This window comes from Nitratireductor sp. StC3, assembly GCF_003015025.1.
Classification (GTDB): Bacteria; Pseudomonadota; Alphaproteobacteria; order Rhizobiales; family Rhizobiaceae; genus Mangrovimarina; species Mangrovimarina alexandrii.
Genome location: NZ_PYBP01000004.1, coordinates 392,365 through 413,171 on the forward strand (window position 1 = coordinate 392,365; position 20,807 = coordinate 413,171).

18 protein-coding genes are annotated in these 20,807 nt (G+C 67.0%); 5 read left to right on the forward strand and 13 right to left on the reverse strand.

The window, feature by feature from the left end; genetic code table 11:
• Window positions 1–291 precede the first annotated feature (291 nt).
• Together C7T96_RS11410 and C7T96_RS11415 are read left to right on the forward strand one after the other, a co-directional pair.
• Window positions 292–2,820, forward strand: a complete 2,529-nt coding sequence (locus tag C7T96_RS11410; RefSeq protein ID WP_106571341.1) for a heavy metal translocating P-type ATPase — start codon at window positions 292–294, stop codon at window positions 2,818–2,820.
• A gap of 56 nt (window positions 2,821–2,876) precedes the next feature.
• Window positions 2,877–3,869 carry a cation diffusion facilitator family transporter gene (locus C7T96_RS11415; RefSeq protein WP_106571342.1) on the forward strand — a complete coding sequence of 331 codons (993 nt, stop codon included), beginning with the start codon at window positions 2,877–2,879 and terminating at the stop codon, window positions 3,867–3,869.
• On the opposite strand, the gene C7T96_RS11420 is transcribed toward C7T96_RS11415, so the two are convergent.
• Both C7T96_RS11420 and C7T96_RS11425 read right to left on the reverse strand, forming a co-directional pair.
• Window positions 3,796–4,281: a nucleoside deaminase gene (locus C7T96_RS11420; RefSeq protein ID WP_106571343.1), complete on the reverse strand. Its 486-nt coding sequence runs from the start codon at window positions 4,279–4,281 to the stop codon at window positions 3,796–3,798. The genes C7T96_RS11415 and C7T96_RS11420 overlap by 74 nt on opposite strands.
• Window positions 4,278–4,967, reverse strand: a complete 690-nt coding sequence (locus C7T96_RS11425) for an ankyrin repeat domain-containing protein (protein WP_106571344.1) — start codon at window positions 4,965–4,967, stop codon at window positions 4,278–4,280. Before C7T96_RS11425 ends, C7T96_RS11420 begins: the two co-directional genes overlap by 4 nt.
• A gap of 241 nt (window positions 4,968–5,208) precedes the next feature.
• On the opposite strand from C7T96_RS11425, the gene C7T96_RS11430 reads away from it, so the two are divergent.
• On the forward strand, window positions 5,209–6,024 hold the full coding sequence (locus tag C7T96_RS11430; protein WP_158264345.1) for an IclR family transcriptional regulator: 816 nt from the start codon (window positions 5,209–5,211) through the stop codon (window positions 6,022–6,024).
• A 183-nt stretch (window positions 6,025–6,207) separates the two neighbouring features.
• Window positions 6,208–7,008 carry an aldolase/citrate lyase family protein gene (locus tag C7T96_RS11435; RefSeq protein WP_158264346.1) on the forward strand — a complete coding sequence of 267 codons (801 nt, stop codon included), beginning with the start codon at window positions 6,208–6,210 and terminating at the stop codon, window positions 7,006–7,008.
• A gap of 113 nt (window positions 7,009–7,121) precedes the next feature.
• Here the strand turns inward: C7T96_RS11435 and C7T96_RS11440 are convergent, their stop codons facing one another.
• From C7T96_RS11440 to C7T96_RS11475, 8 genes are read right to left on the reverse strand one after another with little or no spacing between them, the layout of a single operon-like run.
• On the reverse strand, window positions 7,122–7,970 hold the full coding sequence (locus C7T96_RS11440) for an alpha/beta hydrolase (RefSeq protein WP_158264347.1): 849 nt from the start codon (window positions 7,968–7,970) through the stop codon (window positions 7,122–7,124).
• A 5-nt stretch (window positions 7,971–7,975) separates the two neighbouring features.
• Complete coding sequence (locus C7T96_RS11445) at window positions 7,976–8,845, reverse strand: SMP-30/gluconolactonase/LRE family protein (RefSeq protein WP_106571348.1); 870 nt, start codon at window positions 8,843–8,845, stop codon at window positions 7,976–7,978.
• A gap of 17 nt (window positions 8,846–8,862) precedes the next feature.
• Window positions 8,863–9,624 (reverse strand): ABC transporter permease, encoded by a 762-nt coding sequence (locus C7T96_RS11450; protein ID WP_199190460.1) that lies wholly within the window; start codon window positions 9,622–9,624, stop codon window positions 8,863–8,865.
• A gap of 50 nt (window positions 9,625–9,674) precedes the next feature.
• Entirely contained in the window at window positions 9,675–10,616 is a 942-nt protein-coding gene (locus C7T96_RS11455; protein WP_106571350.1) for an ABC transporter permease, read from the reverse strand.
• Window positions 10,617–10,622: 6 nt separating this feature from the next.
• The gene (locus tag C7T96_RS11460) at window positions 10,623–12,236 is read right to left on the reverse strand and encodes an ABC transporter substrate-binding protein (protein WP_158264348.1); all 1,614 of its coding nucleotides are present in this window, start codon (window positions 12,234–12,236) and stop codon (window positions 10,623–10,625) included.
• Complete coding sequence (locus C7T96_RS11465) at window positions 12,229–13,185, reverse strand: NAD(P)-dependent oxidoreductase (RefSeq protein ID WP_106571352.1); 957 nt, start codon at window positions 13,183–13,185, stop codon at window positions 12,229–12,231. Before C7T96_RS11465 ends, C7T96_RS11460 begins: the two co-directional genes overlap by 8 nt.
• Entirely contained in the window at window positions 13,182–14,192 is a 1,011-nt protein-coding gene (locus C7T96_RS11470; RefSeq protein WP_106571353.1) for an oligopeptide/dipeptide ABC transporter ATP-binding protein, read from the reverse strand. Before C7T96_RS11470 ends, C7T96_RS11465 begins: the two co-directional genes overlap by 4 nt.
• Complete coding sequence (locus tag C7T96_RS11475) at window positions 14,189–15,214, reverse strand: ABC transporter ATP-binding protein (RefSeq protein WP_106571354.1); 1,026 nt, start codon at window positions 15,212–15,214, stop codon at window positions 14,189–14,191. Before C7T96_RS11475 ends, C7T96_RS11470 begins: the two co-directional genes overlap by 4 nt.
• Window positions 15,215–15,487: 273 nt before the next feature.
• Between C7T96_RS11475 and C7T96_RS11480 the strand changes: the two genes are divergently transcribed.
• Window positions 15,488–16,609, forward strand: a complete 1,122-nt coding sequence (locus C7T96_RS11480; RefSeq protein WP_106571355.1) for a mandelate racemase/muconate lactonizing enzyme family protein — start codon at window positions 15,488–15,490, stop codon at window positions 16,607–16,609.
• On the opposite strand, the gene C7T96_RS11485 is transcribed toward C7T96_RS11480, so the two are convergent.
• Genes C7T96_RS11485 through C7T96_RS11495 form a run of 3 tightly spaced genes read right to left on the reverse strand, consistent with a single transcriptional unit; the run spans window position 16,606 to window position 20,796 of the window.
• Window positions 16,606–18,189: an aldehyde dehydrogenase family protein gene (locus tag C7T96_RS11485; RefSeq protein ID WP_348627233.1), complete on the reverse strand. Its 1,584-nt coding sequence runs from the start codon at window positions 18,187–18,189 to the stop codon at window positions 16,606–16,608. The two genes, C7T96_RS11480 and C7T96_RS11485, sit on opposite strands and share 4 nt — an antisense overlap.
• A gap of 58 nt (window positions 18,190–18,247) precedes the next feature.
• Window positions 18,248–20,497 carry a N,N-dimethylformamidase beta subunit family domain-containing protein gene (locus C7T96_RS11490; protein ID WP_106571356.1) on the reverse strand — a complete coding sequence of 750 codons (2,250 nt, stop codon included), beginning with the start codon at window positions 20,495–20,497 and terminating at the stop codon, window positions 18,248–18,250.
• Entirely contained in the window at window positions 20,494–20,796 is a 303-nt protein-coding gene (locus C7T96_RS11495) for an ABC transporter permease (protein WP_106571357.1), read from the reverse strand. The genes C7T96_RS11490 and C7T96_RS11495 overlap by 4 nt, the downstream gene beginning before the upstream one ends.
• Window positions 20,797–20,807 lie beyond the last annotated feature (11 nt).

Genomic DNA, 20,807 nt, shown 5'->3' on the forward strand with positions numbered 1-20,807 from the left:
CGCCGATCGTCGCCGGCCTTGCCTTCGTCTTCGTCGTGGCCGCAATTGTCGGCCTGCTGTGACCACATCACGCCGCCGAGACGATTTTCGCCCCGGGGGCGACGCCCGGCGCCACGCATCGTTTGCACCGCTCCATTCCGATGCGGCCTGACGAAACGGCGTTCCGGACGCATCGCCTCGGCAGTGCGGCGCTCATCCGACGGCGCAGGCAAAAACGCCCGGCCGGCCCTTGACCTTCCCAATACTGGAAGCTCCATCTTCGGCGCCGACAGTGATTTCGAGGGAAGCTTGATGAACGCCCCAGTCAAACCCGATATGCGCGAGACCGTGACCCTGGCGATCGAAGGCATGGGCTGCGCCTCCTGCATCGGCCGGGTCGAGAAGGCGCTTACCGCCGTGCCCGGCGTCGCCGGAGCGAGCGTCAATCTGGCCACGGAAAAGGCCGACATCACGCTTTCGAGCCCGGTCGAGCACCGGTCGCTGGTCGAAGCGATCGAAAAGGCCGGCTATGCGGTGCCGTCCGCCTCGACCACGCTGGCGATCACCGGCATGAGTTGCGCGTCGTGCGTCGGCCGCGTCGAGAAGGCACTTGCCGCCGTGACCGGCGTAACCGAGGCCAGCGTCAATCTGGCCACGGAAAAGGCGAGCGTGAAAGGCATGGCCGACACCGATGCGCTGGTCGCGGCGATCGCGGCGGCCGGCTACCAGGCGCGGCCGGTGGATACAAGCGCGGAGGCACGCCAGGACAGCGCCGCGCGCAAGGATGCCGAGGAAGCGGAACTGCGGCGCAACCTGATATTGGCGGCACTGGCAACAGTGCCGGTCTTCGTGCTCGAAATGGGCGCCAAGATCGTCCCGGGCATGCATGGCTGGATCGAAGCGACGATCGGCACGCAGACCAACTGGTTGATCCAGTTCGCGTTGACCGCCTTCGTGCTTTTCGTGCCGGGCCGGCGTTTCTACACGCACGGCATTCCCGCACTGGCGCGCGGCGCGCCGGACATGAACTCGCTGGTCGCGGTCGGCACCGCTGCCGCCTTCCTCTATTCGCTGGTCGCCACTTTCGCTCCCGCTCTGCTGCCGGCGGGCACGGTCAACGTCTATTACGAGGCGGCGGCGGTGATCGTCACGCTGATCCTGCTCGGCCGCTGGCTGGAAGCGCGCGCCAAGGGCCGCACCTCCGAAGCGATCAAACGCCTGGTCAGCCTGCAGGCCAAGACGGCCCGCGTACGCCGCGACGACACGACCGCCGACATCGCCGTTTCCCAGGTCAGGCCCGGCGACATCGTCGAGGTGCGCCCCGGCGAGCGCCTGCCGGTCGACGGCACGGTGATCGAGGGCGACAGCTATGTCGACGAATCGATGATCACCGGCGAGCCGATGCCGGTCGCCAAGTCCGCGGGCGCGACCGTCGTCGGCGGCACCGTCAACCAGACCGGGGCGCTGGCCTTCACCGCGACGGCCGTCGGCGCCGATACCATGCTTGCCCAGATCATTCGCATGGTGGAAGAGGCGCAGGGCTCGAAGCTGCCGATCCAAGCGCTGGTCGACAGGGTGACGCTATGGTTCGTCCCCGCCGTGATGGCGGCGGCGGCGCTGACCTTCCTGGTGTGGATGGTGTTCGGGCCCGAGCCGGCGCTGACCTTCGGCCTGGTCAATGCGGTCGCGGTTCTGATCATCGCCTGCCCCTGCGCCATGGGTCTGGCGACCCCGACCTCGATCATGGTCGGTACCGGCCGCGGTGCGGAAATGGGTGTGCTGTTTCGCAAGGGCGAGGCGCTGCAACTGCTCAAGCAGGCCAGCATCGTCGCCTTCGACAAGACCGGCACGCTGACCGAGGGCCGGCCGACTCTGACCGACTTCGACCTGGCCGAGGGGTTCGCGCGGGACGAGACGCTGGCCAGGGTCGCGGCCGTAGAGACCCGTTCCGAACATCCGATCGCGCGCGCCATCGTCGAGGCGGCGGAGGCCGACGGCCTCGCCTTGCCGGAGGCGAGCGGGTTCCAGTCGGTCACCGGCTTCGGTGTCGTCGCCGAAGTCGCCGGGACGCGCGTGGAAATCGGCGCCGACCGCTACATGAAACGCCTCGGCCACGATGCCGATCGCTTCGCGGCGACGGCGCAACGACTGGCCGACGAGGGCAAGACGCCGCTCTACGCCGCGATCGGCGGCAAGCTCGCCGCCATCATCGCGGTCGCCGACCCGATCAAAAAGACGACGCCCGAGGCGATCGCGGCCCTGCACGAGCTCGGCCTCAAGGTGGCGATGATCACCGGCGACAACCGCCGCACCGCCGAAGCCATCGCCGGAAAGCTCGGCATCGACGAGGTGGTCGCCGAGGTGCTGCCGGACGGCAAGGTCGACGCAGTGCGCCGGCTGAAGGCCGAGCACGGCACGCTCGCCTTTGTCGGCGACGGCATCAACGACGCGCCGGCGCTGGCGGAAGCCGATGTCGGCCTGGCGATCGGAACCGGGACCGACGTGGCGATCGAGGCCGCCGACGTGGTGTTGATGGCCGGCAACCTGCGCGGCGTGCCCAACGCCATCGCGCTGTCGCAGGCAACACTGGGCAATATCAGGCAGAACCTATTCTGGGCTTTCGCCTACAATACGGCGCTGATCCCGGTCGCCGCCGGCGTGCTTTACCCGGCCTTCGGCCTGTTGCTGTCGCCGATGCTGGCGGCCGCCGCCATGGCGCTGTCGAGCGTGTTCGTGCTCGGCAACGCGCTGCGCCTGCGCCGCTTCGCCGCGCCGCTGGCGGCGGGCGGGACGGCTGCGGCCGGCCCCGCGCCGACGCAGCGGCCGGTGTCGGCAAGCTAACCGCAGGCCCCGCCGGGATCCCCCGCCGACGGCACCGCCTATCCGGAGACGCCAGCATGGCGCGCAAAGACGCTCCGCACCCGGCCGGTCACGGCGGCCATCTGCCGTCCAGCGGGCGGGCGCTGACGATCTCGGCGTGGCTGACGGGGCTCTATTTCGTCGCCGAGCTGATCGCCGGCCTGTGGACGGGCTCGATCGCGGTCATTTCCGATGCCTTCCACACCTTCTCGGCCGTCGGCGGCGTGCTCGTCGCCATCGTCGCGGCGCGGATCGCCCGCCGGCCGGCCGACCTGAAACGTACCTTCGGCTGGTACCGCGCCGAGATCGTCGGCGCCCTCGTCAACGGCGCCTTCTTGCTGGCGATGGCGATCCTGGTGATCGTGATGGGCGTGATGCGCCTCGGCGCACCGATCGACCTGCCGACCACGCCGATGCTGATCATCGCCGCCGGCGGCATCGTGACGGAGGTGATCTCGCTCTCCCTGCTCTACCGCCAGCAGGGCGAGGACCTGAACGTGCGGGGCGCCTATTGGCACATCATCCAGACCTTCGTCGGCAGCCTGATCATCATCGTGGCGGCTTTGGTGATCCATTTCACCGGCTTTCTCGGCATCGACCCGCTGCTCGGCATCGGCTTCGGCTTCGTGCTTCTGTGGGCAAGCTGGGGCATCCTGCGCGACGCGGTTCATCTGCTGATGGACGGGACGCCGCCCGACATCGCGCTCGACGCGGTCATCGACGCACTCAACGCTCTCGACGGGGTGGCCGATGTGCACCATGTGCATAGCTGGGCGCTGACCAGCGGGCGTTATGTATTTTCCGCACATTTGCGACTGGAGCCGGACTGGCGAGGCGATCCCGCCGCCGTGCTGCGGCAGGCGCACGCGCTGTTGTCCGCCCGCTACGAGTTCTTTTTCGTCACGCTGCAGATCGAAACCGAGTGCCTGGACGAGGCCAACGCGCGCGCCATCGACGTCACCGGGCCTGCCGCCGTTTCCAGTCCGCGTAAAGATCGGGACGCGCCTCGAGACGAACCGGAACGTGGCTGATCGCCATCGACTGCTCGGCAAAGGGCCTGGCGAGCTCGTCATAGATCGCCGCGGTCGACAGGCCGAAAGGCGCGCCGTCGTCGTTGGAATAGGCGTAAACGACGGCATCGATGCCGGCCAGGCGCATCGCGGCCATGCACATCGGACACGGATGGCCGCTTGCATAGACGGTACAGCCGGCCAGATCCGGCGCGCCCAGCTTCCGGGAGGCGGCGCGCAATGCAGTCAGTTCCGCATGCGCGGTCGGGTCGTTGGTGGCCACGATCTCGTTGACGCCGGTGGCGACGACAGCACCATCCTTGACGACGACGGCGCCGAACGGGCGGCCGCCCTTCTCGACGTTGGCGTGGGCGAGCTCTATCGCTTCGCGCAGGAAACGCTGTTCGTCATCGGGAGGGATTGCGGCGTTCATGGGCTTGTTCCTCCGCGTGCGCCGGCTTTAACAAGAACCTGCGCGATCTCTTCGTACCCACGGCCAAGGGCATGGGCGAGCGGGGTTACGCCATCACGATCGGCCAGATCGACATCGGCGCCCGCCTCCACCAGAAGCGCGACGATCCTTCGATGCGCGGGGCCGCCATTGCCGAGAATGACCGCCTCGAGCAGAGCCGTCCAGCCGAGATTGTTGACGTGGTCGACCTCGACGCCCGCCGCGATCAGCGTGCGCACCGTCTCGACATGGCCGCGCTCGGCCGCCGGGATCAACGCGGTTCCGCCATAGCGGTTGGTGCTTTGAAGGTCCGCGCCATGGGCAAGCGTCATTTTCAAGATCTCGAGATGGCCGCGCGCGCCGGCATAAAGATAAGGGCTGTCGTCGATATCGTCCTTCGCGTTGACGTTGGCACCCGCCTCAATCAGCGCGGCGGCGGCCTCGACCTCGTTGCCATGCGTGGCCACCAGCAGCGCGGTACGGCCCTTCCGGTCCCGGGCGTCGATATCGGCGCCGGCGGACAGAAGCGCACGGATGGCGGTAACGTCATTGCTGGCCGCCGCCTCGTGCAGCCCGGATAGTTCGGTCATCGACTGCCCCGACAGGGTTGGCGTGTGGACAAGAACCGCAAACAGCGCGGCAACGCACAGTATGAGGATTTTGGGCATCGGCTATCGTTCCCGTACCAAGACGGCCGGCTTGCCAGCGCATTTGACGCGCCGTGTGCCGGTGTGTCCACGGACACAAATATAGGCCATGGGGGAGAAGGCTGCGCAAGAGCGCGCCCGGCAAGCGCGCCAACAGGTCGCGCAGAGCATTGTTGCGCTTCCAGCCGCAACCGGCGGGGATTTTGCTTGGCCGCGCCTTGTGATAGGTGCACGACAGGTATCAGCATCGGAGTTCCGTCCGTTGACGCAGTCCGCCGAGAAGCAAAGCGGGAACGAGCTTTATTCGTCCATTCAGGTCGTGCACCGGTCCCTGCGCGTGCTCGAGACGCTTGCCGGAGCGGAAACGCCGCTGTCGCTGACGACGGTGGCCGAGCGGGTCTCGCTTCACCGCAGCACGACGCTGCGCATCCTGCGCACGCTCGCCGAGGACGGCTATGCCGCATTCCAGGCCAAGACGAAAAGCTGGACCGTCGGCCCGGCCGTGCTGCGGCTTCAGGCCGGCGCGCGCGCCAGCACCGATCTGCGCCAGGTCGCCCGGCCGGTGATGCAAGCGCTTTCCCAGGCGGTCGGCGAAACCGTCCAGCTCGCCACGATGGTCGACGCGGAAGTCTGCTATCTCGACAAGGTGGAACCGCCCGATCAGGAAATCCGCGTGCTGTCGGAGGTCGGTAGCCGACGTCCGCTCTATTGCACCGCGCTCGGCAAGGCGCTGTTGACCGGCCTCGACGAACAGGCGCTGGCGCAAACGGTCGCCGGCCTGCGCTTCGAACGTCACACCGATCAGACGATCACAGATCCCGAAACGCTGATCCGCGAGGTCGCCGAGGCGCGGCAGCGCGGCTACAGTCTCGACCGGCGCGAGTATAATCGTGCCATCCAGTGTTCCGCCGCGCCGATCCGCGACGCCGGCGGCAACATCGTCGCCGCGATCAGCGTGTCGACGATCGGTCTCGATATCGCCGGTGAGACGTTCGCCGACATCATCGCCCGCAACCTGGCCGCCGCCGACGAAATCTCGCGCGCGATGGGCTGGCACGCCCCCCTCCCGTCGGCCTGACGCCGCTTCGGGCAGCAATCTTCCTAATTCCCGGCCGAGTTCTCGGGCGATCCCGTCGCCCGGCCCGCGAGCATGGGTAATTTCTATGTTTTTACTATATGAAACAAACTTCCGTAATGTGAAACAATATTGCCTCGAAAGCGGCCAGAGACTATGGTGGCTCGATCACAGGAAGAGGTCGCAATGTCTGAGAACCGCCCCCACGCCCGTTCCCGCAATCCGTTTCGTCGGGCGCTGTCGCAAGACCGACCGCTGCTCGGCATCTGGTCGATGCTGAACTCGTCGAACGCGGTCGAGGGGCTGAGCGAGTGCGGCTTCGACTGGGTGCTGATCGACGGTGAGCACTCGCCCGTCACCTTGCCCGACGCGATCGCCCATATGCGGGCCGCGAAGGGCGCCGACATCGTTCCGATCATCCGTATTCCCTGGAACGAGCCGGTGCTCATCAAGCAATATCTGGACGCCGGCGCAACGACGCTGATGCTGCCTTATGTTCAGTCGGCCGCCGAAGCCGAGGCCGCGGTCGCCGCGATGCACTATCCGCCGCGCGGCACGCGCGGCGTTGCCGCCATGCACCGCGCCAGCCGCTACGGAACCGACAAGACCTATCTTGCCGAGGCCGGGGACGCGGTGGCGCTGATCGTTCAGATCGAGACACAGCAGGCGCTCGACAATCTCGAGGCGATCGCCGGCGTCGACGGCGTCGACGCGGTATTCTTCGGCCCAGGCGACCTCGCCGCCACGATGGGCTATCTGGGCAAGCCGGCCGAACCGGCGGTGGTCGATGCCATCCTGGACGGTCATGCGCGCCTCAAGGACAAGCCGGTCAAGGTCGGCGTCCTCGCTCCCAATCCCGAACTGGCCGAGCGCTTCGTGCGCCACGGTTTCGACTTCGTGTCGGTGGCCAACGACGCCGCCGTTCTGTTTACGGGCGCGAGCGCGCTCGCCTCGCGCTTCCAGGCCGTACGAGCCGAAGGACATTGATCCGAGGGCAACGCTGCGGCCTCACTGACCAAGCACGATCCCGAAACCGGAGACCAGGTTTCGGGGTTTTCTTCGCGCCGCTGCCGGCGCGCACCGCCGGCCGTCGCTGCCCTTCAAAGGGCAGAGACCGTCTGCACCGCCCGCGCGATCGGGCTGGCGGGCTCCAGATACTGATCCATGATGTTGAAGTGGTGATAGCCCGGCAGCACCTGCACGTCGGGGTCGTAGCCATGCCGGCGCAGATGCGCCGAATAACGGAAACTCTGGTCGATCCACGCCCAGGGTTCCAGCCCGCCGGCGAAAATGAAACAGCGGCAATCGACCCGCGGCGGCAGCGCCTCGGTATTGTTGCGAGCGATGATGTCGTCGCGCAGCTTCAGTTCCGAACGGACGCTGATCAGGCTTGCGGGGAACGGATCGAAGATCCCGCTGATCATCACCGCGCCCTTGACGATATCCGCCGGCAGGCCGCGCGCCGGCCAGTCGGTGGCGACCGCCATCGAGCACAGATGTGCCCCGGCCGAGTTGCCGGAAATGCTGATGCGCTCGGGATCGCCGCCATAGGACGCGATGTTTCGGTAGCACCAGGCAATCGCCTCGAGCGCCGATCCCGACACCCGGTCGAGGCTGACGGTCGGACACAGATCGTAGTTCACGATCACCAGCGTAACGCCGCGCTGGACGAGGTCGCGCGCAATGAAGGCGAAATTGGCCTTGTCCTGCGTGCGCCAGTAGCCGCCGTGGAAGAACATGTGCACCGGCGCGTTGTCGCCGGCGGGGAAGATGTCGACGCCGTTGAGCGCGCCGTCGCCATAGGCGATGTCGAGATGGGCCGTCATCACCTGGCGGCACACCTTGCTGATCGCCGAGCGGTGAACCTGGAAGCGTGAGAAGTCGGCAACGGATTTCTGCGGATTGAACTGATATTCCAGTTCTGCGGCGTCGAGGGCTCTCCAGTCCATGGTGCTCATCCCGCGAACGTCGGTTCGGCGATGCCTCTGGCATCCAGCCCGGTGATCGCGAACACATTGCCGGCCAACGGCTGCCCAGCCTCCTCGCCGGGCTTCAGGAAACGGCGGGCGGTGACAACGTAGAGCGTGTCGAGATCGGCGCCGCCGAAGGAACACATCGTGGGATGCTTGACCGGCAATTCGATGCGCCGGTCGAGCTTGCCGGCGGGCGAGTAGCGGCACACCGAGCCGTCATGGATCATGGCGCACCAGTAATAGCCTTCGGTGTCGACGGTCGCGCCGTCGACGCGCCCGACCATATCGTCGGTGCGAAAGAAGTCCCGGCGGTTCTCCGCCGCGCCGGTCTCGATGTCGTAGTCATAGGCATAAACGACCAGAGACCGCGTGTCGGCGAAATACATGGTCTTGTTGTCCGGCGACCAGGCAAGCCCGTTCGACACGCTGATGCCTGAATCGATGCGATGCACCGACCAGTCCGGGTCCAGCCGCCACAGCACGCCCGCGCCGGCGCGGAACTCGCGATGCATCGTGCCGACGAAATACCGACCGCGCCGGTCGCATTTGCCGTCGTTGAAGATGATGCCCGTTTCTGGCTGCGGATTGACCACCGGCTCGACCCGCACCGGATCGAGAGAGACACGACAGAAACCCGATTCCAGCCCGGCAACGATGCCGCCGTTGTTGTCGAACACCAGCGAGCCGATCACTTCGGGCATTTGCCAGGAGTCGACTTTTCCCGTCAGCGGGTCGAGACAGCGTATATGCGGGCCAAACGCGTCGACCCAGTAGAGTTTCTGCTGGGCGACGTTCCATATCACCCCTTCTCCCAGCGCATCGCCGGTCTGCGCGGCACATTCGATCTTCATCGCCTTCTCCGTAAGCTTCAAGTCCTGGACTGCAGTCCCCGGCCGATCAGAATCACCGCCAGAGACGAGACAACGAGCGCGAGGCCGGGGAAAATCGCCGTCCAGCTCGCGTAAAGCACATAGTCCTTGCTTTCCTGCAGGCTCGCGCCCCAATCGGGCGTGGGCGGCTGCACGCCGAGACCCAGGAAGCCAAGCGCCGCCTGGATCTGCAGGGCGAGCGGGAACAGGATGATATATTGCGTCAGCACGGCCGGCAGCACGTTTGGCAACAGATGCCGGAACAGGATCCGTCCGTCGCCGGCGCCCAGAACCTGCGCGGCCTCGACATAGGGCCTGGCGCTTTCCACCATCGCCGCCGAGCGGGCGGCGCGGAAGAAAAGCGGCAGATAGACGATCGACAGCGCCAGCATGAGATTGGCGACATTGGAGCCGATGATGCCGGTGATCATCACGCCCAGGAAGATCGGCGGAAAGCTCAGGATCACCTCCACGAGTTGCCCGGAAGAAAGGTCGCTCCAGCCGCGCAGATAGCCGGCGATCGTTCCCGCCAGCCCTCCGAACAGGGCCGATAGCGCCAGCGATCCGGCGACAATGCCCAAGGTCACCCGTGCGCCGTGGACGACGCGGGTGTAGACGTCCCGGCCGACATGGTCGGTGCCGAACCAGTGCTCGGCCGACGGCGGCAGCAAAGCGCGTCCGACATCAATGGCGTTGGGCGGCTGCGGCGCGAACAGGCCGGGCAGCAGCGCCACTGCCGCGATCGCCAACGCAAGGGTCATCCCTATGACCAGGGCGGGGCGTCTGGCGATTGTCGAGGCAAATTGAGCGGTCATGAGCGCAGCCTCGGATCGATGGCACGATAGAGAATGTCGACGAGTAGATTGATCGCGATTGCCGAGATCAGCACCATGACCAGCGCCCCCTGCACCACCGGGAAATCGCGCGCATAAAGCGCGTTGACCAGCAGCCGCCCAAGCCCCGGCAGTCCGAAGAGGGATTCGATGACCACGACGCCGCCCAGGATCTGAATGAAGATCAGTCCCATGAAGGTGATGAGCGGCACCAGAATATTGCGCAGGACATGCTTGCCCAGAATGGTGCGGGCCGGCACACCGCGCGCCTTGAGCGCGCGCACATAATCCTGCCGCAGCGCCTCGACAACGTGCTGGCGCACGAATTGCGCGTAGGCGGCGATCTGCAGAAAGGCGAGGCTGGCCATCGGCATGGCCAGAATGATCAGATTGTCGGCCAACGAACGCAGCGGCGAGACATAGATGGTGGGCGGCGACCAATAGAAGAAGGTGGACACGCCAAACAGCAACATCAACGCCAGCCAGAAGACCGGCGTCGCAAGAAACAGCACGTTGAAGGCCTGGATGATGGTATCGACCGCGCCGCCGGCCCGATAGCCGGCGAGCAAGCCCAGCGGAACGCCGATCAGCGACGAAACGATCAATACCAGCAACGCCAACTCGAACGACACCGTGAAGGCGTTGAACACCAACTCGGTAACCGGAGTTCCCTGCCGCCAGGAGGAGCCGAAATCACCGGTGACGACCCGGCCGAGCCAGTCGAGATACTGGACGTAAACGGGCTGGTCGAGGCCGAAGAAGCGCCGCAGCGCCGCCTCGCCCTCGCTGCTGCCCATCTGCCCCATCATCATCTCGATGATGTCGCCGGGCGCCGCCCTGACCATGGCGAACACGACCATGCTCGCCAGCCATACGGTCAGGACTGCCGCCAGGCACCGAAAGACGATGAAACGCGTCATGCCCGCCTACTTGTCGACCCAGGTCTTGACCAGGCCGAAATGCCAGCCGATCGGATGCATGGCGTGGTTCTTGACCGTGTCCGACACGACCACGATGTGGTCGGCGCCGAACATCATCACCGTCGGCACGCTTTCGGCGAGCAGTTTCTGGAACCGGTCGTAGATCGCCTTGCGATCCTCGTAGGCCAGGGCCTGCCGGCCCTCGTCGAGCAGTGTGCTCGCCTCGTCATTGGCCCAGTTGCGGAAATCGGCGCCTTCCGGCTTCTTGTGGAAATGCCGGTAGTAGAGAATGTTGGGGTCGGGCGGCGTACCCCAATCGTTGAGCGTGAAGCCCATCTGGCGCGCCCGGAAGTTCTGCAGCCACGTACCGAGATCGAGCCGCTGAATGGCCACGCGGACGCCGCCCTTGGCAAGCTGTTCGACCAGCGTGAGGGCGGCCGGTTCCATCCAATCATAGCCGATGATGGTGCGCAGCTCGATGTCGATGCCGTCCGGATGTCCGGCCTCGGCCAGCAAGGCCTTGGCGCGGTCCACGTCGACCGTTTGGTTGGGCAATTCGCCAAGCGGCACGCCCCAGCGTTCCTGCAGACCCGGAACGGTGGTTCCCAGAACCTGGCCGTAGCCCGAGATCGCAGCCTGCATGACCGCTTGCTTGTCGATCAGAAGCGCGATCGCCTGGCGGACGCGCTCGTCCTTGAGCGGCCCGTATTCGCTGTCGAGATCGAGGCTCTTCTGGTTGAGAGAGCGCGACCGCTGCACGGTCAGGCCGCCAACGCCTTCGAGCTGTTCGGCGTCCTGCGGCCGCACGAGGACCGCCATGTCGACGCGCCCGTTGCGCACCGCGACCAGCATGCCGGCGCTGTTGGGGATGAAATTGACGACGATCTCGTCGAGATAGGGCAGGCCCGGCTGCCAATACTCCTGATTGCGCTCGAGCCGCATATAGCTGTTTTGGACGAATTCGACGAGACGGAACGGGCCGGTGCCGACACTGGTGCTGTTGAGCTTGGCGCGCGCGTTCTCTCCTGCATACCAGTCGCGCGGAATGATCGAGCCGTTGCGGTGGGTGAGCGTGATCAGAAAGGCCGAGTTCGGCTGTTTGAGGGTCACTCTCACCGTCAGCGGATCAACCGCCTCGACCGTGTCGATATCGGCGAAATCGAGCGCTCCGATGGTGCCGTTTTCGGGATTGCGCATGTAGTCGAGGCTATACTTGACGTCCGCCGCCTCGAAGGGCTGGCCGGTGTGGAACGTCACGCCCGAACGCAGCGTGAACGTGTAGACGCTGGCATCCTCGTTGATCTCCCAGCTTTCGGCCAGGAGCGGATGCGGATTGCCATCGTGGTCGGCATAGACCAGCGTCTGATACATCAGCGGCGCGACGAAGTTTACCGCCTCGCCGGCCTGGTGGTAGATGTCGAAGGATGGCGGCTCGATCAGCGAACCCACGGTCAGCGAGCCGCCCTGCTTGGCCGCGGGGTCGGATGCCCCATAGACGAGATCGGCGGCGGCGGCCCGAGCCGAAACGCCCGTCAGCGACATCCCCAACAGCGACAGGAGCGGGATTGCGGCCACCGATTTCAGCAGCCTGCGGCGGTCGGTATCGAAGGTCTCAGCCATAACATTCCTCCCTATTTCTGGCATGTTCGATGCAGCGGCGAATGGTGTCGTCCGCCCCGTATCGGGCCCGGAAGCCGATATCGGCGGCGATGCGGTCGGCCGCTACGAGTGGAAAGACGACCGGTGGCGCTTCGTCGCGTACCGTCAGGTCCAGTTCGGGCCGGGCCGCGCGGGCAAGGGCGGCGATGGCGCCGATGTCGGTCGTTCCGCCGTTGACGTGGTAGAGCGGCCGCAGCCCGGGCGGCGCGGCGGCGAGCGCCACGCAGGCCTCGGCAACGTCGCCGACGTGAACGATATCGAAGCGATGGCGTCCCCAGCCGATCGTCAGTGTCGCCGGCGCGGCCGGGCGGCAAGCCTCGAACAGCGCCTTCAGCGGATCGAGCAAGCCACCATAGGAATGGCCCGGCCCCAGCACGAGGGTCGGCCGGACGGCCACGACCTCCAGCCCCCAATGACGGTGCGCGAAGGTGCCGATCTCCTCGGCAAGGCTTTTTGTCAGCCCGTAGATCCCTGCCGGAAAACGGGGCGCCGCCTCGTCGACGAGGCCTGAGGCGTGGTCCGCCTGCTGGCCCAGCACGGTCGTCGAGCTCGCCCAGACCAGCCGCGACACGCCGTGGGCGCGGCATGTCCCGACAAGGCTGCGAAACCCCTCGACGTTGACGGCGAAGGCGGCGTCGATGTCGCGCTCGGCCGACAGGCCGGGGCCGCTGCCCGCGCCGGCATGAGCGGCAAGCGAGATCACCCGCTCAGGCCGGACCGCCGCGAAGACGCGTTCCAGGGACGCCGGGTCGGCCAGCGATCCGACATGAAAACCGGCAAGCGCGCTTTGACGCGACGGGGCCGCGCGGTCGAAACCGTGAACTTCCATACCGCCGCGCGCCGCGGCGATCACCACATGGCGGCCAATGAACCCGTTGCAACCGATGACAAGAAGGCGCCGGGCGGTCATGTCCGGTCGTCCCTTTGTGCGTCGAAAGCCGGCAGATCGTCGCGGATACAGGCCGTCACCTGTCCAGGCGCGACCTCGCGGTGGCTCATGTCGGCGCTGCGGCAGGCCTCGATAGCGAACGGGCAGCGCGGATGAAACACGCAGCCCGACGGCGGCGACACCGGGTTCGGCAGCTCGCCCTTGAGCAATTGCCGCTTTCCGTGTGCCGCGCCGACATGTTTGGGCACGGCCTGCAGAAGCGCCCGCGTATAGGGGTGCGCGGGATCGCGGAACACCTGCCCGGTCGGACCAGCCTCCACGATCCGACCGAGATAAAGCACCATCACCCGGTCCGAAATATCGCCGACAACACGCAGGTCGTGGCTGATGAACAGCATCGACAGCGCCTGCCGGGTCTGCAGCGCCTTCAACAAATCGATGATCTCGGCCTGCACCGAAACGTCGAGGGCGGAGGTCGGCTCGTCGGCGACGATCACGGTCGGCTCGACCGCCAGGGCCCGGGCGATCGCCACGCGCTGGCGCTGACCGCCGGAGAGCGCGGCGGGAAAGCGGTCGGCGATTTCCGGGCGCAGACCGACCTGCTCGAGCGCCTGCGCGACGCGGTCACGCAGCGTGCGCGCCGAAGCGAGGCCGTGCAGGCGCATGCCCTCGGCGACAGCCGCGCCGATCCGGATGCGGGGATTGAGGCTGCCATAGGGGTCCTGGAAGACCATCTGCATCTTGCGCCTGAGCGGCCGCAACTGCCTGCGGTCGAGGTCGGTGATGCGCTCGCCTTCGAGCCAGATGTCGCCGGCGGTGGGCTCCACGACCCTGATCGCGGTGCGGCCGAGTGTCGACTTGCCCGAACCCGATTCCCCGACCAGGGCCAGAACCTCGCCGCCGGCAAGCGTGAAGCTGGCATCGGTGACGGCCCGCAAGCCGGCCGTGCGGCTGAACCCGCGGCGCTGCGCAAACACCTTGCTGACGCCTTCCAGGCGCAGCAACTCCCGCCCGTTCGCGCCGCTCATGACGCCTCCTCCCAGAAGAAGCAGCGCGACTGCCAGCCGGGCGCGGTTTCAACCAGCGGCACCTCGCGCTCGCACTCCGCCCGCGCGAGCGGACAACGGCTGCGGAAGCGGCAGCCGGAAAAACCTTCACCGATCCTTGGAACGACGCCGGGCTTGGCGCGTCTGAACGGGCTTTCGACCTCGCCGTCGCCGGCGAGCTGAGGCAGGCAGGCCAAAAGCGCGGCCGTGTAGGGATGGCGCGGCGCCCCCAGCACGTCGCGCGCCGCGCCGCTCTCCACGATCTGGCCCGCATACATGACCACCACCCGGTCGGCGATTTCGCCGACCACGCCGAGATCGTGCGTGACGATGACGATCGACAGGCCCTGCTGGCGCTGGATATCCTCCAGAAGCTGCAGGATCTGCGCCTCGATGGTGACGTCCAGCGCCGTCGTCGGCTCGTCGGCGATCAGCAGGCGCGGACGGCCCGCCAGGGCGATCGCGATCATCACCCGCTGGCGCATGCCGCCGGAAAGCTGGTGCGGATAGCTGTGGGCGCGGCTTTCCGGTGCCGCGATGCCGACCTGGGTCAGAAGCTCGACCGCGCGCGCCCAAGCCTGCGCCCGGCCCGCATCCTCGTGCAGCCGCACCGTCTCGGCGATCTGGTCTCCGACCGTCAGCAAAGGGTTGAGGCTGGCGCTGGCATCCTGGAAGATCATGGCGATTTCGCTGCCGCGCAGCGCGTTCAAGCCGCGCTCGTCCAGGCCGCGCAGATCGCGGCTGGCACCATCGGCGCCCGTCCACAGCACCGCGCCCGAGGTCTTGATGTCGCGCCCGTCGAGCAGGCGCATCACAGACAACATGGTAACGGACTTGCCCGAGCCGGATTCACCGACGACGGCAAGCGTCTCGCCCTGGGCAACCTTGAAGGACACGCCGTCGACAGCCCGCGTCACTCCGCCGGCCTGACCGAAATCGACCCGCAGATCGACCACCTCGAGCATGGTGACCGGCGCGCCGCCCTCCGCTACATCTTCTTCCATCCGCCGAATGGCTGGCAATATGAGAGCCCCACACGAGATGCCGCGTTGATCGGACGCCTCCGGCACGCCATTGTCGCGCGAAGGGCCAGCTTGCTCCGAAGTCCGGCACCGCGGCAGCACCGACTTCCTGGCCGACCCTACAACAGCCATCCGGTGACCTCAAGCATATTTTCAACATACGGCATCTTGTTCCACATCTTGAAAATATACGCCAAGTCTGATTGTTTGACCGCGTATGGCGACCGGCATCACGCCCGCCTTGACGGAGGAACCATGGAACCTTCCATTCCCGACTTCCGGATCGCATCCGTCGAGGCCGTCGTCCTGCGCGCGCCGATTCCGGTCCCGGTCAGGACCTCGTTCGGAACGATGCGCGACCGGCCCGCCGTCTTCCTGCGCGTTTGCGATGACCACGGCCGCCGCGGCTATGGCGAGATATGGTGCAACTTCCCCACGGTGGCGGCCGAGCACCGCAAGCGCCTCGTCGACGAAATTGTCGGGCCGGCTCTCATCGAGATGGAGCCGGACGGAAAGACCGCGCCGTTCGACAGGCTGATGGACAGGCTGCACGTGCTTGCCCTGCAAAGCGGCGAATGGGGTCCGCTGCGCCAGGTCGCGGCCGGACTCGACGCGGCGATCTATGACCTGGCGGCGCGGCGCGCCGGCCTGCCCCTGTTCCGCTACCTCAACCCCGCCGCGTCCGGCGATATCGCGGCCTATGCCAGCGGGATCGGGCCCGAGACGCCGGGCGCCACCGCGGAACACGCCCGCGAAGGCGGACACGCGGCCTTCAAGGTCAAGGTCGGCTTCGACCGCGACACCGATTTGACGTCGCTCACCGCGATCCGCGAGGCGATCGGCCCGCAGGCGAGGCTGATGGCCGACGCCAACCAGGGATGGACGCTCGAAGAGGCCGTCGCCAGGGTCGCGGACTATGCCGGCTTCGACTTGACATGGATCGAGGAGCCCCTGCGCGCCGACCGGCCGCTTCGGGAATGGTCCGACCTGGCCGCCCGCTCGCCGATTCCGATCGCGGCGGGAGAAAACCTCAACGCCCGCGCCGAATTCGACGCGATGATGCACGGCGGCGTGTTGGCGTTCATACAGCCCGACGTCGCCAAATGGGGCGGCGTGTCGGGGTGCTATGAGGTCGCGGCTGCGGCGACCGGCACTGGGACGGTCTACTGTCCGCATTTCCTGGGCGGCGGCATCGGCCTGGCCGCCTCCGCCCACCTGCTCGCCGCCCAGGGCGGCGACGGCATGCTGGAGATCGACGTGAACCCCAATCCCCTGCGCGACGAGCTGGCCGGCGCCGTGTTGCGCCCGCATGACGGGCGTCTGCGGCTATCCGACCTGCCGGGGATCGGGATTGCGCCCGACGCGCTGTTTTCCTAACCCTCCGGGCCGCCGATCCAGATCGTCTTGGTTTGCTGATATTGCGCGATCGCCTCGGTACCGTTGTCGCGCGCCAGCGAGCCGGACCGCTTGTAGCCACCGAAAGGCGTCTTGATGTCGCCTTCCGAGAACCGGTTGATCGACACGGTTCCGCACGGCAGCCGCCGGGCGAAATGCAGGGCGCGGTCGATGTCGCGCGTGAACACGGTGGCGTGCAGACCGTAGACGGAATCGGAAGCCATGCGCAGCGCCTCCTCCGGCTCCGAAAACGCGATCACGCCCAGCACCGGGCCAAAAATCTCCTCGGTGGCTATCGTCATGCCGTGGACGACGTCGTCGAACACGGTCGGCTTGACGAAATAACCGTCATGGCCCTCGAGCGCGCCACCACCGGCAACGACACGCGCGCCCTCGCCGAGGCCCGCCTCGATGTAGCCCAGCACGCGACGCTGATGGTCCGCGCTCACCATCGCGCCCATCTCGGTCGCGGGGTCGAGCGGGTCGCCGACCGTGAGGGCCGCGACCCTGGCCAGCACCTTGTCGAGGAACTCGTCCTTGCGTGCGCGCGGCACGAACTGGCGCATATTGGCCGAGCAGTTCTGGCCGCCGTTCCATAGCGCCGCCGATACCGCGTTGGACACCAGCGCGTCGTCGATCGGGGCATCATCGAGCACGATGAAAGGACTTTTGCCGCCCATCTCCAGGCCGACCGGCTTGAGGTTGCTTTCGCTGGCATATTTCAGGAACAGGGCGCCGACCTCGGTCGAGCCGGTAAACGACACCACGTCGATATCCCGGTGCCGGCCGATGGCCTGGCCTGCGGTCTCGCCGAAACCCGGCACAACGTTGAGCACGCCGTCCGGCAGGCCGGCCTGCGCGGCAAGCTCGGCCAGGCGCAACACGGTCAGCGGCGTCTGCTCGGCCGGCTTGACGACGACGCTGCAGCCCGCGGCAAGTGCCGGCGCCAGTTTCCAGGCCGCCATCAAGAGCGGGAAATTCCACGGTAGGACCAGACCGGCGACGCCGACCGGCTCGTGCACGATCAGCGCCAGCGCGCTCTCGTCCGTCGGCGCAACCTTGCCGAAACTCTTGTCGATCAACTCGCCGTACCACTGAAAGAAATTCGGCACTTCGTGCCCGACCTCGTTGAGGCAGTCGGTGATTGTCTTGCCCGAATCGAGGCTTTCCATCACCGAGAGTTCCATGGCGTGTTCGCGCAACAGCGCGGCCAGCCGCAAAAGCACGTCCTTGCGCGCCTCGGGCGCGGCGCGAGACCAGGCGCCGGCGTCAAAGGCACGGCGCGCGGCGGCAACGGCGGCATCGACATCGTCTTCGTCGCAGGCCGCGACCTCGCCCAGGATGGCGGCCGTCGCCGGGTTGAGATTGGTAAACCGCGCGCCCGAGCGGGCCGCGACGAAGCGGCCGTTGATGAAGGCTTCTGACGGGAAGGCGAGACCGGCGGCGATGGCGCGGTAGTCGGTCGGCGTGGCGATATCCATTGCAGGATGCTCCGTTGCTGCGCAGGGCCAGGGCAGCGCCTTTTCGAAAAGCACCGTCGCGACCCAGCCGTGGTCGAGCACGACCCTTGCCGGAAACCGGTCCGTTCCGGGATCATGCTCACAGGGAGGACGACCGGAATCAGTCGCCCGGTTCCGCCCCCGGCAAGGCGAAGGGGACGGGCGCGAGAAATCGCGTCAGGACGTTTCGGGTGATCGCGGCGATCTCATTGCCGGATCGCGGCTCTGCCAGCGCGCCGGCCCAGGCGACGGAGCCCGTCGACCAGACCGCGCCGCCAGCCTGGGTCTCGAAGAACACCATGTCGGCGCGCAGGATCGGGCTCATATCGCCGGTGACCGTTGGCCGGTTGACCAGCACTTCCTCGTTGGCGAGCACGTAGCTGTCGTCAAGCCGCTCCGAGGTGGCGACCACGAGCGCGTGCGCCGGCGTGCCCAAGGCGGTGTCGGCGCGGTCGATCTCGATGCCGGCCGCGCCGCCGCCGCTGAGCCCGAAATCGCCGATCAGCCCGTCCGCGACCGCCACCCCGTCGAACAGGAAGGCAAGGCGCGGGTCGGCAGCGTCGGCCGAAAGCCGGTAGGGATGGGAACGGTAGAACCCCTGCCCCGTATAGCCGGTGCCGGCGAGCTTCTGCGGCGGGCGGCCGTTGCGTCGCCACAGCCCGCCATAGGCGCCGTCGAAAGCGTGGTAGTATTCGCCGGGTTCGGAGGCCCAACTGCGGTTGCCGTCCTCAGCGCGCCGCAATTCGATCGTCTCGGGATGATCGGGATGGGTGGAGACGCGCCAGTAAAACCCGTTGCCGCCCAGATAGATCAGCCGGCCGCCGCCATCGAGAAATCCGCCCAGCGCGTCGTGGCTGGCGGTGGTGTGATATTCGGGATGCGACCCGGTGATCACGCAGCGATAGGGCCGCAACGCCGACGCCCCCTCGCGATCGAGATCGTCGTCGGTGACGATGTCGAAGGCAAACCCTTCCCGGTCGAGCCAGGACAAGATCAAAAGGTCGGCGCTGAAGTTCCAAAGGCCGCTGCCGAGCCCGCCCTGCCAGGCGCGCTGGGTGTGGCGCAGGGTCAGGCAAGGCCGCCGGCGCGAGGCATAGGACACGCCGCTGCCGTCGGCATGGGTGTCGTAGAGCGACAACCCGTATTCGGGATGCGCGGCGAGCGCGCAATCGCCGGCGGTCAACACCAGCAGGCGACTGGCGAACATTTCCGGATTGGCGCCATGCAGCAGGCAGCGGTCATTGGCGTAAGCAAGCCATGTGAAGGTGGAGGCGAGGAAGGCGAGATCGGCCCTGGGCGCGCGCGGACGCACGAGGATCGGCAGCGCGTCGCGCCCGGCCTGGCCGCTGATCTCGATAAGATAGACCCCGCTCGCCAAATTCTCCGGCAGGGCGAGTTCGGCCACGACCGGCCAGCCCGCGTCGGCGAGATCGTCGCTGTGGAAATGGATGGCGGCGTAGTCGCGCGGGGCGTGGCGAAAGCTCTGCTCGCCACCTGACCAGCGCGTGCCCTTGACCGCCCGCGTGGGTAGGTTGATGAGGCGACCGTGCAGCGATCGCGGACCGACATCCTCGGCGCGCGCGCTGTCGATAGCGCGGCTGAAATCCCAGGCGGCGACGAGGCCTGGATCGCGCGCTTCCCCGCCGTCGGCAAACGCATCGAGGCGTTGCAGCGCCGCTTGCGTGTCCACCGCTCCGGCCCACAAAACCGGCGCCTCGAGCCGGCCATCGAAACGGACCGCGGACAGGCTGGACGACGGCGCGCCGGAGGCGAGCCGCAGAACGGCCTCTCCCGACCCGGTGCGTACGGGAACCGGAAGGCGGAAAGTTCTGTCCCTGCCATCGTCGCGAACGGTGAGCACGAGATCGCCGCCAGGACCGTCCCGGCTCAAAACCATTGCAACCCATGCGCCGGCACGCAGCCGGAACGGCGCCTCGGCACGACGCGGTTCTGTCGCCGGCGCCTCGGCCAGCAGCACGGGCCGGCCGTCGGCTTCGATCAGCGCCGTCATCACGCATTCGCCGAGCGCCAGCGACGCCAGACAGGAACCGCCCGGCGAGAAGACCGTCGGCATGGCCAGAAGAGCGAGCGTGAAACCGTCGGCGAGCAGACCGGCGTCGAGCCGGGCCTCGAACCACGAGCCGATCAAGGTGCGTTGCGGTGCGACCGAGCAACTCAGAGCCGGATGATCGACCGGGTCGGCGTCGAGTTCGAGCTCCTCGCCATGGGGGCGCAGCGCGCGAAACCGGTGCAGCCGTATATCGGCCTTCCCGACCTCATCGCTTGACAGGTGTAGCGCTACCGTCTCGCCGGGACGGTATTGCCAGCGCGGCGTGTAGCCGACGATGCCGAAATCAGGTGCCAGCCTCATGACGCGGCACCGCTTTCCAACATCGCGCAGCGCAGGCGAAAGACATGGCGCTCGGCATCTTCAAGCGTGTCGAACACCTCGTCGAGCAGTTCGACCGGCTGGCCACGGCCGCGCAGTCGCGCCAGCCGCCATTGCCTGAACGGAACCACCTCGACCAGAACGTGCTTGCCCTCCGCCGGCAGGCTGCGCAGCTTGAGCAAGAGCCGCTGCAGAGCGGGACCGTGGTCGCCGTACGGCGCGGCCAAAAACTCCTCCAAGAGATCCCGAGGCACAGCCTGCCCGCCATCGAACGTCGTCACGCATTTTTCCT

Excerpts from the sequence above, each read along its gene's own strand:
- C7T96_RS11410 (WP_106571341.1), top strand. The coding sequence starts at position 292 with ATGAACGCCCCAGTCAAACCCGATATGCGCGAGACCGTGACCCTGGCG.
- C7T96_RS11415 (WP_106571342.1), top strand. The coding sequence starts at position 2,877 with ATGGCGCGCAAAGACGCTCCGCACCCGGCCGGTCACGGCGGCCATCTG.
- C7T96_RS11420 (WP_106571343.1), bottom strand. The coding sequence starts at position 4,281 with ATGAACGCCGCAATCCCTCCCGATGACGAACAGCGTTTCCTGCGCGAA.
- C7T96_RS11425 (WP_106571344.1), bottom strand. The coding sequence starts at position 4,967 with ATGCCCAAAATCCTCATACTGTGCGTTGCCGCGCTGTTTGCGGTTCTT.
- C7T96_RS11435 (WP_158264346.1), top strand. The coding sequence starts at position 6,208 with ATGTCTGAGAACCGCCCCCACGCCCGTTCCCGCAATCCGTTTCGTCGG.
- C7T96_RS11440 (WP_158264347.1), bottom strand. The coding sequence starts at position 7,970 with ATGGACTGGAGAGCCCTCGACGCCGCAGAACTGGAATATCAGTTCAAT.
- C7T96_RS11445 (WP_106571348.1), bottom strand. The coding sequence starts at position 8,845 with ATGAAGATCGAATGTGCCGCGCAGACCGGCGATGCGCTGGGAGAAGGG.
- C7T96_RS11450 (WP_199190460.1), bottom strand. The coding sequence starts at position 9,624 with ATGACCCTTGCGTTGGCGATCGCGGCAGTGGCGCTGCTGCCCGGCCTG.
- C7T96_RS11455 (WP_106571350.1), bottom strand. The coding sequence starts at position 10,616 with ATGACGCGTTTCATCGTCTTTCGGTGCCTGGCGGCAGTCCTGACCGTA.
- C7T96_RS11460 (WP_158264348.1), bottom strand. The coding sequence starts at position 12,236 with ATGGCTGAGACCTTCGATACCGACCGCCGCAGGCTGCTGAAATCGGTG.
- C7T96_RS11465 (WP_106571352.1), bottom strand. The coding sequence starts at position 13,185 with ATGACCGCCCGGCGCCTTCTTGTCATCGGTTGCAACGGGTTCATTGGC.
- C7T96_RS11470 (WP_106571353.1), bottom strand. The coding sequence starts at position 14,192 with ATGAGCGGCGCGAACGGGCGGGAGTTGCTGCGCCTGGAAGGCGTCAGC.
- C7T96_RS11475 (WP_106571354.1), bottom strand. The coding sequence starts at position 15,214 with ATGGAAGAAGATGTAGCGGAGGGCGGCGCGCCGGTCACCATGCTCGAG.
- C7T96_RS11480 (WP_106571355.1), top strand. The coding sequence starts at position 15,488 with ATGGAACCTTCCATTCCCGACTTCCGGATCGCATCCGTCGAGGCCGTC.
- C7T96_RS11490 (WP_106571356.1), bottom strand. The coding sequence starts at position 20,497 with ATGAGGCTGGCACCTGATTTCGGCATCGTCGGCTACACGCCGCGCTGG.